Origin of the sequence: Prosthecobacter fusiformis, from assembly GCF_004364345.1 — a bacterium.
GTDB lineage: Bacteria > Verrucomicrobiota > Verrucomicrobiia > Verrucomicrobiales > Verrucomicrobiaceae > Prosthecobacter > Prosthecobacter fusiformis.
In genome coordinates this window covers 226894-244281 of the sequence record NZ_SOCA01000003.1, presented here as the reverse complement: position 1 = coordinate 244281, position 17388 = coordinate 226894, and the positions used below count along the sequence as shown (strand labels likewise).

At 55.6% G+C, this 17388-nt stretch carries 13 protein-coding genes; 5 read left to right on the top strand and 8 right to left on the bottom strand.

Translation table 11 applies throughout. The annotated features are described in order from the left end of the window. Nucleotides 1-10: 10 nt before the first annotated feature. The 3 genes from EI77_RS10440 to EI77_RS10430 all read right to left on the bottom strand — a co-directional run bounded on the left by EI77_RS10440 (nt 11) and on the right by EI77_RS10430 (nt 6812). Nucleotides 11-577 (bottom strand): hypothetical protein, encoded by a 567-nt coding sequence (locus tag EI77_RS10440; protein ID WP_133795210.1) that lies wholly within the window; start codon nt 575-577, stop codon nt 11-13. Nucleotides 578-619: 42 nt separating this feature from the next. Continuing rightward, a complete protein-coding gene (dnaE, locus tag EI77_RS10435; protein ID WP_133795209.1) occupies nt 620-4198 on the bottom strand; it encodes a DNA polymerase III subunit alpha in 3579 nt (1192 codons plus the stop codon). An 88-nt stretch (nt 4199-4286) separates the two neighbouring features. After that, nucleotides 4287-6812, bottom strand: coding sequence for a transglycosylase domain-containing protein (locus EI77_RS10430; RefSeq protein ID WP_133795208.1), 2526 nt, complete (start codon nt 6810-6812; stop codon nt 4287-4289). Nucleotides 6813-6957: 145 nt separating this feature from the next. Here EI77_RS10430 and EI77_RS10425 point away from each other — a divergent pair, with 145 nt between their 5' ends. Then, nucleotides 6958-7938: a class I SAM-dependent methyltransferase gene (locus EI77_RS10425; protein ID WP_166647174.1), complete on the top strand. Its 981-nt coding sequence runs from the start codon at nt 6958-6960 to the stop codon at nt 7936-7938. Nucleotides 7939-7947: 9 nt separating this feature from the next. On the opposite strand, the gene EI77_RS10420 is transcribed toward EI77_RS10425, so the two are convergent. Further along, nucleotides 7948-8946 (bottom strand): SMP-30/gluconolactonase/LRE family protein, encoded by a 999-nt coding sequence (locus EI77_RS10420; RefSeq protein ID WP_133795206.1) that lies wholly within the window; start codon nt 8944-8946, stop codon nt 7948-7950. Nucleotides 8947-8999: 53 nt separating this feature from the next. After that, nucleotides 9000-10166 (bottom strand): hypothetical protein, encoded by a 1167-nt coding sequence (locus EI77_RS10415; RefSeq protein ID WP_133795205.1) that lies wholly within the window; start codon nt 10164-10166, stop codon nt 9000-9002. Nucleotides 10167-10305: 139 nt separating this feature from the next. Between EI77_RS10415 and EI77_RS10410 the strand changes: the two genes are divergently transcribed. After that, on the top strand, nt 10306-12012 hold the full coding sequence (locus EI77_RS10410) for an amidohydrolase (RefSeq protein WP_133795204.1): 1707 nt from the start codon (nt 10306-10308) through the stop codon (nt 12010-12012). A gap of 45 nt (nt 12013-12057) precedes the next feature. On the opposite strand, the gene EI77_RS10405 is transcribed toward EI77_RS10410, so the two are convergent. Both EI77_RS10405 and nusG read right to left on the bottom strand, forming a co-directional pair. Beyond that, entirely contained in the window at nt 12058-13611 is a 1554-nt protein-coding gene (locus tag EI77_RS10405) for a sialate O-acetylesterase (RefSeq protein WP_133795203.1), read from the bottom strand. A 55-nt stretch (nt 13612-13666) separates the two neighbouring features. Beyond that, nucleotides 13667-14206: a transcription termination/antitermination protein NusG gene (gene nusG / locus EI77_RS10400; RefSeq protein ID WP_166647173.1), complete on the bottom strand. Its 540-nt coding sequence runs from the start codon at nt 14204-14206 to the stop codon at nt 13667-13669. A gap of 228 nt (nt 14207-14434) precedes the next feature. On the opposite strand from nusG, the gene EI77_RS10395 reads away from it, so the two are divergent. Then, a complete protein-coding gene (locus tag EI77_RS10395; protein WP_133795201.1) occupies nt 14435-15463 on the top strand; it encodes a sialidase/neuraminidase family protein in 1029 nt (342 codons plus the stop codon). Further along, complete coding sequence (locus EI77_RS10390; protein WP_133795200.1) at nt 15463-15936, top strand: dihydrofolate reductase; 474 nt, start codon at nt 15463-15465, stop codon at nt 15934-15936. The genes EI77_RS10395 and EI77_RS10390 overlap by 1 nt, the downstream gene beginning before the upstream one ends. Before the next feature lie 143 nt (nt 15937-16079). On the opposite strand, the gene rplS is transcribed toward EI77_RS10390, so the two are convergent. Continuing rightward, nucleotides 16080-16445: a 50S ribosomal protein L19 gene (rplS, locus tag EI77_RS10385; protein ID WP_133795199.1), complete on the bottom strand. Its 366-nt coding sequence runs from the start codon at nt 16443-16445 to the stop codon at nt 16080-16082. Nucleotides 16446-16594: 149 nt separating this feature from the next. Between rplS and EI77_RS10380 the strand changes: the two genes are divergently transcribed. Continuing rightward, the gene (locus EI77_RS10380) at nt 16595-17359 is read left to right on the top strand and encodes a type III pantothenate kinase (RefSeq protein ID WP_166647172.1); all 765 of its coding nucleotides are present in this window, start codon (nt 16595-16597) and stop codon (nt 17357-17359) included. Nucleotides 17360-17388: the final 29 nt, after the last annotated feature.

Below are 17388 nucleotides of genomic sequence, written 5' to 3'. Positions count from 1 at the left end.
GACGTAGAAATTAAGGGAAACGAGGATCCAGCAGGAGCTTGTCCTGGGCTATCTGGATCTGGTTCATCTGAAACAAAACGTGGATCTCCTCCTGCAATGCAGCGGCTATTTTTTTGAGGGCCGGAGCCAGTGGCCGGAGCATGCCCTGGGGCACTTTCAGATGCCCATAACTGCCCCCGATGACTTCCACACGGAAAGTTTGATCCAGACGCTCCACTTGGAAATCCACAGTCGCCGTCGTCAGGTGGCCGCGCACATTCCAGACCAGCGTCGCATGAGCGATGCCGGGCTCCAGTTCCAGTGCTACACGGTCAAACTGAGCCCACTTTCCCGCAGGTTCAGGCAGCGTACCCACGAGTGCCTTTGAAAGATGCCGGTTCAGTTCCGCCTCACCAATCTCAAAGATGGCGGAGCGCTTGATGGCGGCCTGCTTTAAATCATCCACCAGTTCTCTTTGCCGGGCACCGGGTTTTGGAGGCTCCACGGGTGCCACGTCCACCGGACGATGGGCCACCCAGGCAGCACCGGCCAGCGCACTCAGAGCTGCAAGCAGCAGAAGTTGGAGAAGAAATTTCACAAGCACAGGGATGATGCATCAAAAACAGGGCCGAGGGCAAGCTCAAAGCCAGATCATGAGCTGTTGAACCAGATCTTTGGTCTGACTGACCCGATACTCATCCCCCGCTTGCAGGCGGATACGGCGGCCTCCGTTATAGGCGAAGTCAAAGATCACCGGCAGTTCTCCCGGATGCTGGAGCAGCACCTCATGGATACGCTCCAGGTCGATCTGGCTGTGGCGCTTGCAATCCAGCCGCAGGATGAGAGGCTTCGGCGGAGCCGGAGGAGCGGCTGGCTTGGCGGGCGTTTCGGCTCCTGCCTCCCCGGCATTGGCTACACGCGCCTTTTTCGGCAGGAGCGGTTTCGCATCACCTAGAGTTAGGCGGTTTCCTTCCGTCCGCTGATCCTTCATGCACCGGCAGCGCAGGCCTAAAACTTGGCCCACCTTGAGTACGTCTTTGAATTTCTCATACTCGTCACTCCAGACCATCATTTCAATCTGCCCGGTAAAATCCTCAAAGGTAAAGGTGGCAAAAGGCCGGTTGTCCTTCTTTGAATATTTGACGTCCAGGCTGTTGACGATGCCGGCGATGTAAACCGTCTGCGGCTTGCCACTGGTGTCCACTTCCTCCAGCGCGATGATCTTGGTCAGCTTGCTGGATTCGAAGTTGCCCCGGTAGCTGTCCAGGGGATGTCCACTGACGTAGAAACCCAGCAGCTCTTTTTCGAAAGCCAGGGTCTCGTCCATCGTCCATGGCGTGATTTCCACCTGAGCGGCCGCCTTTTTCGGCGGGGCCATGGCAAAGTCATCAAACAGCCCTCCTTGACCGGCTTTTTTGTCTTTCTGTGCTGAGGCCGCTGAGGCCAGCACCTGTTCTAGCTTGGCGAAGAGAGACGCCCGGTGCTCCTTGGTGAAGTCGAAGGCTCCGGATTTTACCAGCGCCTCCAGCAGCTTCTTGTTCACGGCCCGCGTGTCCATCCGCGCCGCAAAGTCTTCCAGACTCTTGAATAAACCGTTTTTCTCGCGCTCTTCGATGGCCGTGGCCATGGCCGCTTCCCCCACGTTCTTGACCGCACTCAGGCCAAATCGGATCGCGTTGGGTCCCTCGATTTCCGGATTCGCATCCTTCGTGCGCTCCGGGGAAAACTTGAGAAGCGACCGATTGATGTCCGGTGGCAAAATCGGGATTCCCATGCGCAGAGACTCGCTGACAAAATTGGCAATCTTGTCCGTGTTGCTGACTTCCAGGCTCAGCACTCCAGTCATGAATTCGACCGGGAAATTAGCCTTCAAATAAGCCGTGCGATACGTGACAATCCCGTATGCCGCCGAGTGCGATTTGTTGAAGCCGTATTGGGCGAATTTTTCCAGCAAGTCGAACACCGCATTCGCCTGCTTATCCCCGATGTCATTGGTCGTTTTGCATCCGGCGACGAAGGCGATACGCTGCCTTGCCATCTCAGCCGCATCCTTCTTACCCATGGCCCGCCGTAGTAAGTCAGCCTGCCCCAGACTGAATCCGGCCAGCACGTTGGCGGCCTGCTGCACCTGCTCCTGGTAAACCAGAATCCCATACGTTTCCTTGGCGATCTTTTCCAGCAAGGGGTGCGGATACTCCACCTCCTCCAGCCCCTTTTTTCGGGCAATGTAATCTGGAATAAACTGCATGGGCCCCGGACGGTACAGGGCCAGAATAGCGATGATTTCCTCGATCTTGTCCGGACCGAGCTGCTTGCAGGTATTGATCATCCCACCAGATTCCATCTGGAACACCGCCACCGTTTCACCGCGTTGCAGCATCTCGAATGTCTTGGCGTCATCCAGCGGTGCGTCGGAGGTATTGAATCCAGGCACCCGCTTCTGCACCCAGTATTCCGCCTCGTGAATGACGGTGAGCGTTTTCAGACCCAAGAAGTCCATCTTGAGCATGCCCAGCTCAGTGAGCGGCTTCATGGCAAACTGGGAGACGATTTCCTCCTCATTCCCTCTTGTGAGAGCGATGAAATCATAAAGCGGCCGATCCCCAATGACCACACCAGCCGCGTGAATGCCCGTGCCACGGGTGATACCTTCCAGGAAGGTGGCGTGCTTCCACAGCTCTTGCGCGTTGCTGTCGTTCTCAATGTAGGCCTTCAGCTCAGGATTCTTGTCAATGGCCCCGTCAATGTGGACCATCTTCCCCGTTGCCTTATCTTTCTTGTCTTCACCTGCGAGCGTGATGTTCAGCTCCGTGGGAATCATTTTGGAAAGGCGGTCCGCATCCCCATAACTCCAGCCGAGTACACGGCCTACATCCCGCACCACAGATTTTGCACCCATGGTACCGAAGGTGATAATGTGGCTGACACTGAGATCACCATACTTCTCACGCACATACTGGATGACCTCGCCACGCCGTGTCTGGCAAAAGTCGATGTCAATATCGGGAGGGCTCACACGCTCAGGGTTAAGGAATCGCTCAAACACCAGTTCAAAACGCAGCGGATCAATGTCCGTAATCCCCAACACATATGCCACCACCGAACCCGCCGCCGAGCCACGGCCCGGCCCGACCGGAATGCCATGTTCACGCGCCCAGTTGATGAAATCCCAGACGATGAGGAAGTAACTCGTGAAGTTCTTTTCCGCCAGCAAGGCCAGTTCATAATCCATGCGAGTGCGCAGGGACTCATCATTGAGGGCGCGGTCACGCCCATAACGCCGGATCAGACCTTCTTCACAAAGATGGCGCAGATAGACCACCCGGTCCGTCCACTGCCCTTCCAGCGGATATTGGGGATAACGGTCAATGCTGGTGGAATCCAGCCGGATGTTGATATCGCACTTCTCCGCGATCTCCAGCGTGGCATCGCAGGCCTCGGGATTTTCGCGGAAAAGCGCACGCATTTCCTCCGCCGTCTTGAAATAGACCTCCGGCGAATAAGTGAGCCGGTTGGTATCGTGGACATTCGCACCCGTCCCGATGCAAATCATGATGTCGTGACTCTCATGATCCTCGCGGTTCATGAAATGCACATCATTGGCCGCGACCGTTTTTAATTGGTACTTTTTCCCCCATTCGATGAGCTGGCGCGCCACCGTCTGTTGCTGCTCCATCCCGTGATTATGCAGCTCGAGATAAAAATTGTCTGGGCCGAAGATGTCGCGAAACTCCAGGAGGCTTTTTTCGGCCTCATCCTTCCGGTCTGTCAGCAGGAGCTGGTTGATCTCTCCATTGATGCAACCGCTCAGGCAGATGAGTCCCTTGCTGTGCTTACGCAGCAGTTCCTTATCCATCCGGGGGCTATACCACTGCCCGTAAAGATGCGCCTCCGTGACGATGCGGGACAGGTTTTCATACCCCTCATTGCTCGAGGCCAGCAGGGTCAAATGTGAGGCACGCTTGCGACCTGTAACCTCCTTTTTGTCATGCATGGAGCCTGGGGCCAGGTACACCTCACAGCCAAGGATGGACTTCACCTTGGCCTTCTTCGCCGCCATGTAGAAATCAATGGCTCCATACAGATTCCCATGGTCCGTCACCGCCACAGCCGGCATGCCCAGCTCCTGGGTGCGGCTGACGAGATCGTCAATGCGGCAGGCACCATCAAGGAGTGAGTAATCAGAGTGAACGTGGAGGTGGACAAAAGAATCTGCCATTGGCCTGCCTAGCCTAGCCAGATGACGCCACTTTTCTTCCCAAAAATGCAGGGGTTTTCAGATTCAGCGCCAGCCCTGCTGGCAGGTCTCACAGCTCAATCTTCATCGTCGGCGGCGGCTTCAGCTTGATCACGGGCTGCTCGGAGAAACCACCTTCATCCACACCCACAGGGACGGCTCGCAGAATGGGGGTGCCGTCATCATTCACAGGACGGGCACGCAGCACGGGTTTTTCAGAATTGTAGGGGTCATCTCCAATGATGATGGGATCCTGGAGATGAACCGGCTCAATATTGACAAATTTGCTGGATCCCGCCAACAGGGCGGTATCCGTTGTATGCGTGATCGCCTGATGAAAGGCAGCCAGATCCGCAGGCAATCCTTCTCCAGTATGGACAGGGCAGGTATTGTTGAAGCTGGTCCCTGGGCGCAGAAACTCGAAATAGGTGCTGCGCACAGAGCGCTCAACACCATCTGACCCCTTGATCTTGTCATAGCAGAAATCCGTCGCACGCAGGCCACTGACCCGGCAGACCTCAATCCTTTCTGCCGATTCGGGAGGAGTTATCTCCTGGGGGGTCCGCACCTTTGTGGATGCATTGATGACGTCCGTCCAGATCGGCAGGGCGATTTGATTGGAAAATGCTCCAGGATAGATCGTCTTCTGCCGGTCAAACCCGACCCAGACGCCGCAGGTGACGGCGGAAGTATATCCCAAGAACCATAGATCCTTGGATTCGTAGTGTGTTCCAGTTTTGCCACCCGCAGGGAAATCACCCAAGCCGTATTCGATGGACGTTGCTCCCGTCCCACGATGAAGAGCTTCACTCAGACAGGTATGCGTTTGATAAGCGGCAATCTCATCCATCGCACGGACGGGTTGCAGTGTCTTTTCGTCCAGTTGGAAAACCGTTTTACCCCGGAAGTCCGTGATGCGTTGGATCAGATGCTGTTTGGCCGGGCGCTTGCCCAGCGTGGGGAAGCAGGAGTAAGCCAGGCACATTTCATCCAGTCGGGCCTCCGTTGCACCCAGGAAGGTGGAAGGGAATTCACGAAGGGGTGTGCGAATCCCAGCACTTTTCGCAAAATCTCGGAAATCCTGCCTCACTCGTCCACCTTCCAGGCCGATGCGCTCACCCAATCGCACGGTGGCGGAGTTATGAGAACCGACCAAAGCCTCCCGTGCGCTGATGGGATTGCGGGACCATTTCGGATCCGCCACTTCCATCCCCCATTCGCCTAAAATCCCGGTCAGACCGCCGATCATCACGCGCCTGTTATCCAGCGGCTCGTCCGCCAGCGGCGTCATCGGAAAATATCCTGGCTTGGAAAACGCAGCAGCATAAACAAACGGGGTGAAGGCGGTGCCCACTGGGCGCACACCGTCCGTCGCCCTATTATACTGGCTGTCGATAAAATCACGCCCGCCGACCATCGCCAGGATGGAGCCATCCGTGTTATCCATCACGATAGCAGCCCCTTGCAAATACTCTGGCACCGGGCGGGGCATGTCTGCCGTCAACAGGCCCTTCGTTTTCAGCCCAAACCAGTCGCCCAAAATGCCACGGAACTGGGTATAGGTCTGATGGGGATATCCCGCACGTGTTTCCACCTCCGCCAGGCGTTTCTTCATCGCTTCCTCCGCCGCTTTTTGGAGGTCTCTGTCAATGCTGGTATAAATCTGGAATCCGCCAATGGAGGCCCTTTCTTCACCGACCAGTGACACCACTTCCTGACGCACTTCGTCAAACACGTAGCTTAGCCTGGGATCACTCGTCTGCGGCGTAGTCACCATCGGCTTCAGCTTCAGGCGCTCGGCCTCATCCCGCTTCAGGGTGCCTTCAATGACCATGCGCTCCAGCACGTAGTTTCGTTCTTTCACAGCACGCTCAGGGTGCCGGATCGGCTCGATGTTGTTGGGGCTCTTGATCAGACCGGCAATGGTGGCGGCTTCATCCACACTGAGGTCTTTGGCATCCTTGCCGAAGTAACCCAGCGACGCTGCCTGAATGCCGTAGAAGTTTTTACCGAAGAAAATGCGGTTCAGATAAAGCTCCAGAATTTCAGGTTTGCTGAATTTTTTCTCGATTCGCTGGGCCACAAACGCTTCTACAATCTTGCGCTTATAGTCTTTTTCCATCAGCCCGAAAGTCTGCCGGGCCAGCTGCTGGGTAATGGTGCTAGCGCCTTGGGTTGTTCGGCCAGCTTTCAAGTTTTCCAGCACAGCACGGGTCAGACCAATGTAATCCACCCCGTCATGCTGAAAAAAGCGGCTGTCTTCCTGGGCGGTCAAAGCATCAATAAAATGCTGCGGCACATCCTTGATGGGAACCGGAGTACGGTTCAGCACATAAATGCGGGAGAGTTCCTCTCCATTCCGGTCATAAATAATGCTCGCAGCTTCCAGTTTGCGGATCTCTTCAAGGTCGTACGTCTGCGCCTTCACATGCAAAGGTGCCACAATAATGGAATACGTCCCCAGGCCTGCCAACCCGATCAAAATGATCAACGCCATGAGGGCACTGAACCAGACTCGGCGGTAAAATGGGAGCTTCAGGCCGGACTCGCCGCGCCAGTTCTTCTGGGGTTTAGTTTCCGAATCTTTGCCGAACATGAGGAGATGCCCTTGATTCCAAGGGATGGTAATCTAACGGCTCTGCCACTGTTCCGCCACTTGTTTCCCCATGACCTCACTGACTCGCATTTTGCACGATGAAATTTCAGCGTCATCAGCATGCGGACTTACCTTTGCCCATGTCATGGAACAGGCGCTTTATCACCCTGTTCAGGGATACTATGGCCCAAAGCCCCGCCGAATAGGACGAGGGGGAGACTTTTACACCGCCGTATCCGTCGGCCCTCTTTATGGAAAACTGCTGGGGCACCTGGCTGAACAAACGTACCAGGAGATGGGCCATCCGGCAGACTTTGTCATCATCGAACAGGCCGCACACGATGGACAGCTAGCGGAGGATATCCTCTCCACCGTGGATAAGCCCTATCTGATCGTTGAACCCAATCCACGCTACGAAGCTGTTCAGCGTCAACGTCTTGCCCCTTTTGGCGACCGGGTCCGATGGGTCTCCTCCCTATCCGCAGTGCCTGCCGTAACTGCCTTTTACCTTTGCAATGAACTGCCGGATGCCATGCCGGTACACTTGGTGCAGTGGGACGGTACAGCCTGGAAGGAGCTGTATGTGCAGGCGCAGGAAGATCATCGCCCTGGGTTGATACCCGGCCCACCCTCCACAGAAAGACTGGCCAGAGAGCTAACTGGCCTGCCCCAAGACCTACCTGCCGGATACACAACCGAGGTGAATCTGGCCGCGATGGACTGGATAGTTGAGCTGGCAGCCTCCCCCTTCCGGGGAACCATCTACATCGCTGATTATGGATACGATGCAGCAGAACTGTATTCCCCTGAGCGCAATACCGGGACTATACGCCGTTATCGAAATCACCAGACCGATGATCGGGTGCTGGAAGATCTAGGTGAATGCGACCTCACAACCCATGTCAATTTCACCCGCCTCATCGAAGTTGCCGAATCCTCCGGCATGAAACAGCAGACGTATGAATTGCAAGGCCGCTTCCTGGGCAAACTAGGCCTCCCTTGGCTGGCAGGGCTGGAAGGAAAGATGGATTCAGAAACCCAGGCTCTCTTACGCCAGTATCACTCCCTGACACACCCAGCCTTCATGGGCAGACTTTTCAGGGTCCTGCTCCTGAACAAGGCATGATCAATCTCCTCAATACCCCTTCACCAGCGTCTTCACACGCAGCAAAAACATGTCCGCAGTGACATACATCGTACCTTTGTCCTCACCGCCCCAGGCGCAGTTCCCCGTGGGAACACCGGTAAGAATGGAGCCCAAATGCTTGCCTTCAGGGCTGATGACCAGCACTCCACCAGGACCTGTGGTCCAGATATTTCCCTGAGCATCCACCTTCATGCCGTCGCAGCCGCCTTTGCGGGATTCGGACTTGAGCGGCTGCGCATGGAAAAACTGACGGCCATTTTTCACACTGCCATCTGCCTGGAGATCATAGGCCATGAGCCGGGTGTTATCCTTGTCCGACACAGCAATGTACAACGTCTTTTCATTCGGACTGAGAGCGATTCCGTTAGGCCAGCGGATGTCCTCAATGATCAGGCTCACCTCGCCACCTGCATCCACTCGATAGATGCCATGATAGGGCGCATCAGGTTCCGTCCCCTTCTTCATCCCATAAGGTGGGTCAGTGAAAAATAAGCTGCCATTTTTAGCGATGACGAGGTCATTGGGGCTGTTGAAACGCTTTCCTTCAAACTTGTCCGCCAGGGAGGTGAAGCTGCCGTCCTTCTCCAATCGCGCGACCCTACGCTCCCCATGCTGGCAAAGAATCAGGCTGCCTTTCGCATCCACCGCCAGCCCATTGGACCCCTGACCTTCTCCACTCAGACTACCGCTGGGTTTCAAGAAACTGGCGGCACTGGTATCCCCTTCCTTCCAGCCAAAGACCGTATTCTCAGGCACATCCGAAAAGAGAATCTGCCAATCTTTCCACACCGGTCCTTCTGACCAGTTGAAGCCAGTCGCCAGGATCTCAATCTTCGCATCTGGAGCAATGAGTTTGTCAAAAGCCGGGTCAAATCGCTCGATGCCACCTCTAAACTCTGGAGCCGCATCGGCGGCAAAGGAGCAGGGTGAAGCGAGTAAAAGAATGCTAAGGACGAGTTTTTGCATGTCCTTCCAGACTAGCGTCATGGGCAAACAGGGTGCAAGGACCGTTTCCAAATCATCCATTCATCGAGTCGTCGTTATTGATCGGACAATGACTGGATGAATTGTTTATCCTCATCAGAAAAGCGGTCCAGGGGCACTTCAAAGACCTGGCCATCTTCACGTTTGAATTCGCCCGTGCTGCGCTCCTCATTCGTGAACCGAATCATGGCAGCACGCATCGGCCTGCCGGACGAATCTTTCCAATCTCTGACAGGTGTGGGCAGAGAACTGACAGGGGCCTCCACAAGCACTGTCGAGGACGTCGGCTCCACAGCAGGAGGGGCCTCTGAAGAAGCAAGCTCCACAGCAGGGGAGTTTGAGGGCGCAGGTTCTGCTTCAAGAGCGGCAGTGCTGGTCGGCGTTTCGGATTCTTCCGTAAGAGCAGGGGTTTCTTCAGCCACAGCCGCCAGGTCGGGAGTCTCAGTTTCCGGCTCAAAGAGAAGTGCGAGAACCTCTCTAGCGTCCATACCCTTCACCTCCTGGTCAATGCCTTTGGAGTCCTCTTCGTTACTCACGGGGTGGCCAATGTAGGCACGGTCATACAAAATGTTGCCTCGGATTCCCAGGGCCACCTTGGAAGGCTTGGGAGTTAGTTTGGCGGCAAGTCCCTGTGCACTTAACCACGCGATTTCCGACATGGTATCTTTGGCCTCTTTCGAAAACTTCCTCAACTGAGGCACGTGCAGCAGAAAAACGCAGCGTGTGGGGGTCAAATAGACATAGGTCAGGAATTCACTATCCTTGCCCTTTTCGATGAAAAGATCCCGGAACTCTTTGGATGCAGCGGCAAAGTCTTTGGCCAGACTTACGGCCTGGGGTGTATTGCCATGAACCGTCCCTTTGCCTGAAGACGTGATCAGGCTGTCCGCTTTTTTGAATGCAGTTTGCGCAGGCCCGCTGTCTTCAGACAGTTTGTCTCTGGGTATGAAACTGATGAACAAAGCCAGGATGGTGAGCAACACTGCCCAGCCTTTGGGAGGAATGAAGTAGAGGGTGTGCGCGTTTTTGAAGACCACCGGCCGCTGTGTTTGGGGGTCCACCAAAATCCGCTGGGTGGTTTTACCCACCGTAAGCGCAAATAACCATGCTCCAGCCACCGCACCCCAAGCTGCAAGGACCACAGAATCAAAGGCCAGGCCCAGCATAAAGCCGCCTACCACGAATAACAAAATGAGTATGCCCCGTCCTTTCCAGATGATCATGAGTAATAATTGTTTTGATGGTTCCACCCCATCTAATCCATTAATACAAACATAGTCAAACCGTTAATTCCCAACACAGGATATGGGCTGCGAAGTGACAATGGCGCAGGATTTTAAACGCCAGGTCCGTTGGTAGCCCATGCGTATTCCAGCCCTGTTCATTGCCCTAACACTGCCCCTACATGCAGCCCCGGATCTCATCCTGCATCATGGCCGTGTGATCACCATGGATGAAAAGCTAAGCTTTGCTGAGGCCGTGGCGGTCGAAGAGGGGCGCATCGTCGCAGTGGGAGGCAACGAGGAGGTTCTGGCGCTGAAGAATGATCAGACCCAACTCCTGGATCTCAGCGGCAAGACCCTCATGCCAGGGCTCATGGACTCCCATGTCCACCCTTCGTCCGCAGCCATGGTGGAGTTCGACCATGAAATTCCCACCATGGAAACCATCGCCGAGGTGCTGGCCTACATTGCTTCCCGGGTGAAAGTTTCCAAACCGGGCGACCTCATCGCCCTGCGCCAGGTTTTCATCACACGGCTGGAGGAAAAACGTTATCCCACCCGCGCTGAACTGGACGCCGTAGCACCGGAAAATCCGGTGGTCTTTTCCACCGGACCCGATGCGATGCTCAGCAGCCTTGCCCTCAAAATGGCAGGCATCGACCGGGATTTCGCTTTGCCCAAGGACCACGCCGGAAAGATCGAAAAAGATCCCGCCACAGGAGAACCAACCGGGCTTCTGCGCAGTTTCAGCCCGAAGCTTTCCGCCAAGGCCATTACCCAATCTCCCAAAGCAGAAGACAAGTACCGGCGCACCAGGGAACTGTTCAGGGATTACAACAGCGTCGGCCTAACCACCGTCGCTGACCGCGACTCCAGCCCTGGCCAGACAGCGTTGTATGAGGAACTGCGCCAAAAAGGAGATCTCACCGTGCGCATGCGTGTCTCCATGGGCATCCCCGCCATGAGCCTGTGGCCTGCCTCTGAAAACGCCATTGAAGAAGTTATCAACAGCCCTCTGGCCAAAGCAGACCCCCAGCTCCAGATCATCGGCACCAAGGTCTATCTGGATGGCGGCATGCTCACCGGCAGCTCACTCATGTCAGAGCCATGGGGCATCAGTGAAGCCTATGGAATCAGCGATCCACAATATCGTGGTGTGCAAAAAATCACCCCTGAACGCTTGAAGCAACTGGTTGAAAAAGTGACCGCTGCCGGCCTCCAGTTTACCGCTCACTCCGTGGGTGATGGAGCGGTGAAGCTGCTGGTGGACACTTATGAAGAAGTGAACCAGCGCCATTCCGTACGGGCTGCGCGTGCTTCCATCACTCATTGCAATTTCATGCAGCCGGAATCCATCGCCAAGGCTGCCAAGCTGGGCGTCTGCATTGATCTTCAGCCCATCTGGTTGCACATGGATGGCCGCACCCTGACCGGTCATTTTGGCGAGGACCGCATGGCCATGTTCCAGCCTCTGCGCGCCTGCTTTGATCAAAAAGTCATCGTGGGCGGAGGCAGCGACCACATGCAAAAGATCGGCTCCTTTCGCAGCGTGAATCCATACAATCCCTGGTTAGGCATGTGGACCGCCATCACCCGCAAAGCCCGCAAGCTGGACAAACCTGTACACATTGAAAACGCCCTGACACGTGAGGAAGCGCTGCGCCTTTACACCACCAACAACGCCTATTTGCTGAAACTGGAAAAAGAAACCGGCTCCATTGAAAAAGGCAGGCTGGCGGATCTGATCCTGGTGGACCGCGATCCGCTCACCTGCCCCATTGATGACCTGCCGCAAACGACGGTATTGAAAACCTGGTTAGGCGGAAATGTGGTCTTTGAAAAATAATGTTTATCGGCCCCTCGCTGGCTAGAGATCCGAAGCACTTTTCTTTCACTCCTTGGGCTTCGTCGTCATCGGAAAGTCATCCGTCCGGAAAGGAGTGACCGGCAGACCGTCCACGCTGTAGAGATTGCACACCGGATTGTTGGCCCAGGCATAACGAACGGCCACAGGCTTAGCCACCTCGGCCGCGCTGACTTCCACCTTATCACGCCCAATGATTTTCGCAGTGGCCCAGACCCACTTGCGGTCTTCACCACAAATGGCGAATCCTTTGACCTCGCTCACATCCACGGTCCTCAGGCTGGATCCGAAATTGTCCAAGGTGACAACCGCCTTGCTACCTTCAATGGCGACGGATTTGTATTCAGGGCTGCGAGATGGCAGCTTGAAACCGTAGTCATTGACTAGCGCGTGGCGGGCCAGACGCTCAGCCACATCGCGTTTATTTTTGGGATGGATGTCGTTGGAATCCCCCAGGTCAATGATGACTGCCTGACCGCCGTTCTTGATGGCTGCCTGAGTCTTTGTCTGGCTTTCCCGCAGTTCGGCCCAGGAGCTTTCTTCTGGAGTGCTGACTTCACCCATGAAGTCGGCAAGTTGCACCCAGTAAAATGGGAAATCGCCCTGCTTCCATTCCTGGCGCCAATGCTCAATCATCAGCGGGAACAGATATGAGTATTCATACCCGCGCCCAGCATTGGTTTCCCCCTGATACCAGATCACGCCTTTGATGCCATATCCGATGGTGGGCAGGAGCACGCCGTTATAAATATTACCCGGACGCGCGTTGCCCTTCAAAATTTCCTGCGGGCCTTTTGGTGGACGCGTGGCGAAGGGTTGCTTGGCCTTATCAGCTTCGTCCTTCTTTGCATTCCAGTCGGCCATCGCCTTCTCATGGTCCTGACGGACCTTGTCGGTCTCCAGATCTTTTTCACGCTGCACCCAGTCAGCCATCAGTCCCTTGAAACGCGCATCATTTTCCAGCACATCCCGCCGTACCCAGGCCTCCGCTGCACTGCCGCCCCAGGCATTGTTGATGAGCCCGACAGGGACATCCAGCATGCGGTGCAAGATACGACCATAAAAGTATCCGACGGCCGTGAAGGGTCCGACAGTTTCTGGTGAACACTCTTTCCATGCGCCTTTAAAGTCCTGCTGCGGTTCTTGTGTACCAATCTGCGGCACAGAAATGAGGCGGATGTTCGGATACTTCGCCGTGGCCATTTCCAGATCTGCATCCCAGCAGCCATTGACGGACCACTGCATGTTGGACTGGCCCGAGCAAACCCACACCTCACCCACCAGGACGTTTTTCACTTCCTTGGCCGTCGTGCCCTGGATAGAGATCGTCGCCGGTTGCGCATTCGCAGGCACAGCATCCAGTTTCACCGTCCACTTGCCATCCGCTCCTGCTTTGGCCGTCTTCGTCTGGCCAGCAAACTTGACGGTCACCTCCGCCCCAGGCGTATCCCAGCCCCAGATTGGATTGGCCTGCTTCTGCTGCAGGACCATGTTATCCCCGATGATGGAAGGGAGCTTGATTTCCGCCTGCGCCAGAAAGGCCAGGCTGGTAAGAAGTGAAGTGATTGCGAATGGGCGCATAAAGAGCACATGAGTACGCAGAGATCCCACGAACCCTTCGCCCATATCTGCTTTTTTATCGCTCAATGAACACGTCGCGAGGCGTGTGATCGGTGAGAAGTTTTGTCGCATCCACTTCGATCAGGCTTTCACGCCCCAGGAACTCCATCAAGATCTTCACTCGTTCCTGGCCATCATGAATGCTGTTCACGATGCCTTTGAGACCCCGCAGCGGCCCTTCTGTCAGCTCCACCGTATCACCCACATTCATCCCCACCTGGACAATTTTGACGTCCTGCCCTTCCATCTCCTCACGAAGCAGCCGGATGGTTTCATCCGTGACTGAGATTAGTTGATCTCCAAACGCGACAATACGAATGACGTTTTGAGAATATCTGACGGCGCGGAGAGAATTCGCAGGAGCAAACCTGGCAAAGAAATAACTTGGGAAAAGGGCCTCGACGAACCACACCTTCCCCCGCTTCGTATTGCGCTGGAACCGGATGCGCGGACAGTAAGTCTCCACATCAGGCAGTCCAAGCATCATGGATGCTGCCAGATGTTCACACTTCGGCTTGCTATGGATCACATACCAGGCGGGTTGGTCGGAAAACATGAGCCATAAAATGCAGCGGCCCGGCTCCATGAGCAACATTTAATGCCACGACTTGGCACTGCTTTTTTAGAGGCACCCCCCCAATACAAAGGCTTGGTTAAAACCATATTCCCACCATCACATCCGCCAGGATCAGCGGCAGCACCCTTCGTCATGGTCATCACTCTCACACTCAACATCCGCTTTTGATATTTGAAGGAGGGCGTAAACAAGGCACGTTGAAAGGTCATGAAGTTTGTCCCCGCACTCCTGCTTTCATCCATCTTCACCCTCAGTGCGGCTGCCCAGGCCCCTCAGGCGGAGATCGTCGCCGTCCAAAAGATCTGGGACAAAGCACCTCATCAGGCCTTCACGGATCTGGTCCGCTTCAAAAACCTGTTTTTCTGCTGCTTTCGCGAAGGCAGCGCCAGCATGGGGGGCGAGGGCATCGTTCGTATCCTCATTTCTGCCTCCGGGGACAACTGGGTGGACTATGCGACCATCTCCGAAAAAGGGACCGACCTGCGTGACCCCAAACTGGAAATCACCCCAGACGGCAAGCGCCTTTACCTTATCTGCGGAGGTTCCGTTTATGACGGCGCTCAACTCAAAAGCCGCCGCCCGCGTTATGCCACCTCCATTGATGGCAAAGTGTGGACGCCTCCCCAAAAACTGCTGGCCGAAGGGGACTCTCTCTGGCGTACCACAGTGAATCCTGCCGACCAAAAATTCTACGGTGTCTCCTTCAATGTCTATCCGACAACAGGCGGACCCAAGTTCGAACCCGAATGGTCCTTGAAATCATATACCAGCGCCGATGGCAGCGTATGGCAACTCTCCTCCATCATGCAGGTGCCCGGTCAGCCAAATGAAACCACCCTGCGTTTCCTCAAAGACGGCAGTGCCGTAGCCCTGGTACGCCGTGAAGCCGGTGACCGCAAAGGAGCCATCGGCGTGGCCAAAGCCCCCTATCGTGAATGGACCTGGACTCAACTCCCCGTCCCCCTGGGAGGACCCAATTTTATCGAGCTACCGGATGGCACCCTCATCGCCGGCTCACGCGGATTTGGCAAAACCCCCGGCCCCCACATGGTCCTTTATACCATGACGCCGACCAGCCTCGTCCCGCTACTTGAACTCCCCAGCGGGGGTGATTGCAGCTATCCCGGCCTATGCTGGCATGAGGGGCATCTCTTTGTGAGCTACTACTCCAGCCACGAAGGCAAAACCGCCATCTATGTGGCCAAAGTGAAACTGCCGGGGGTGAAAGCACCGTAATGCCAGCCCGTCTCATCGCCATCGTCGCCATGGCCAGCAACCGCGTCATTGGCCGCGACGGCACCCTGCCCTGGCATTTCCCGGAGGACTTAAAGTTCTTCAAGCGCACCACCTTGGGACACCCCATCCTGATGGGTCGCACAACGTATGAGTCCATCGGCAGACCCCTTCCCGGGCGTCAAAACATCGTGCTCAGCCGCAACATGGAACCGCTCGAAGGCCTCACCGTCATCCGCAATGTGTCAGAATTGCCCTCCGTTTGCCCAGATGCAGAGACCATTTTCATCATCGGGGGTGCCCAAGTCTATGCCGAGCTGCTACCGCAATGCGATGGCCTCTACCTCACCCTCGTCAAAGAAGCCCACGAAGGCGATACCTTCCTGCCGCCCTTTGAGCACCTGTTCACCCTGAAGGAAGTCTTGGAAACAACAGACGCTCTCGAATTTCGCTATTACGAGTCGGCAGCAAAGTAATCTTGCTGCAACGCAAATGATCCGGCTCGAAGCAGAGCAACCTCGATTCTGGGGCCTTCTCCTCTCCACGCAAAAACACCCCAGCAGATCATGCTGAGGTGAATTTGAAAATGGAGGAAAAACCCGAAGGGTTCCGAAGCGGATTAAGCTTCGTTGCTGTTGTAAGCCTGTTCCTTGACCGTCATGGCCTGCTTGCCTTTACGGCCGCGCAGATAGTGAAGACGGGCACGGCGGACTTTACCGATTTTGACGACTTCGATCTTGGCCACCTTTGGGCTGTGGACTGGGAACACACGTTCCACGCCTTCACCATAGGAGATTTTACGGACCGTGAAAGCTTCGTTCAGCCCCGCACCTTTGTGGGAGATGATGATGCCCGCGAAGATCTGAATACGCTCTTTGTCGCCTTCAATGACTCGGGTGTGGATTTTGACACTGTCACCCACATGAAAGGAAGCGACTTCCTTCTTGAGTTGTTCAGAATCAATGTTGGCGATGATGTTGCTCATAATGTGCGGGGCGAATTTATCCTTCGGAGTCAGATCCCATGAGAGGCGAACCGGGCGAGGGGCAGGGATTGTGGATGCTTTCTCTTCTTTCGCAACCAGTTTTTCCATCTTGCTTGCCCAGATCTTTCTTCCCGTCCATATGCACGCCCATGACCGCTGATTTTCTCCTCATCGATGTAGGCAATGGCCGCACCAAGCTCGGCCTGGCCACCCGTGAGGCCATTTTGGACCGCCGGGAGCTGCCGACCCGTGAGGCAACGCCTGATCTGGTCAGGCAAACCGTAGCTGGTTGGACCTTTCAATCCGCCTTCATTTGCAGCGTAGTCCCGGCTGCCGTTCAGGCCTTTCGGGATGCCCTGCCCAACCTCACCGTCCTAAATCATCAAACTTCCATGGGCATCGGCATCCGCTATCCGAAGCCGGAAAGCATCGGCGCAGACCGCCTGGCCAATGCCGTCGCCCTGGCACACCTCCACGGGGCACCGGGTATCGTTATCGATTTCGGTACCGCCGTGACTTTCGACATCCTTTCTGCTGACCGTCACTACATTGGCGGCGTCATCGCCCCAGGTCTACGCCTGATGACCGATTATCTACACGAGCGCACCGCCCTGCTGCCCCAGGTGGAGCTGATGGAACCCGAAACAGCCATTGGTCAAAGTACCGTCGGGGCCATTCAGGCCGGCGCAGCCATTGGTTATCGTGGCATGATCAAAGGCATCCTCGAAGCCCTGAAAAAAGAGCTGCCCCCCGGTCCTCTCCACATCGTCGCCACAGGGGGTGATGCGGGCTGGATCATCGCCGGCATGGACGAGGAAATTTCTGTGGATGCGGACCTCACCCTCCATGGCCTGCGGCTCGTGGCCAGTCTGCCAATTCCCCCCTCCGACGGCTTAGAACCACCCTTTGGTTGATAGACCAGCCTCCTCCTCATTCAACCTTT

Coding starts and splice junctions, on each gene's coding strand:
- EI77_RS10380 (WP_166647172.1), top strand. CDS start 16,595: ATGACCGCTGATTTTCTCCTCATCGATGTAGGCAATGGCCGCACCAAG.
- EI77_RS10390 (WP_133795200.1), top strand. CDS start 15,463: ATGCCAGCCCGTCTCATCGCCATCGTCGCCATGGCCAGCAACCGCGTC.
- EI77_RS10420 (WP_133795206.1), bottom strand. CDS start 8,946: ATGACGCTAGTCTGGAAGGACATGCAAAAACTCGTCCTTAGCATTCTT.
- EI77_RS10430 (WP_133795208.1), bottom strand. CDS start 6,812: ATGTTCGGCAAAGATTCGGAAACTAAACCCCAGAAGAACTGGCGCGGC.
- EI77_RS10425 (WP_166647174.1), top strand. CDS start 6,958: ATGGAACAGGCGCTTTATCACCCTGTTCAGGGATACTATGGCCCAAAG.
- EI77_RS10405 (WP_133795203.1), bottom strand. CDS start 13,611: ATGCGCCCATTCGCAATCACTTCACTTCTTACCAGCCTGGCCTTTCTG.
- EI77_RS10395 (WP_133795201.1), top strand. CDS start 14,435: ATGAAGTTTGTCCCCGCACTCCTGCTTTCATCCATCTTCACCCTCAGT.
- EI77_RS10410 (WP_133795204.1), top strand. CDS start 10,306: ATGCGTATTCCAGCCCTGTTCATTGCCCTAACACTGCCCCTACATGCA.
- EI77_RS10415 (WP_133795205.1), bottom strand. CDS start 10,166: ATGATCATCTGGAAAGGACGGGGCATACTCATTTTGTTATTCGTGGTA.
- rplS (WP_133795199.1), bottom strand. CDS start 16,445: ATGAGCAACATCATCGCCAACATTGATTCTGAACAACTCAAGAAGGAA.
- dnaE (WP_133795209.1), bottom strand. CDS start 4,198: ATGGCAGATTCTTTTGTCCACCTCCACGTTCACTCTGATTACTCACTC.
- nusG (WP_166647173.1), bottom strand. CDS start 14,206: ATGTTTTCCGACCAACCCGCCTGGTATGTGATCCATAGCAAGCCGAAG.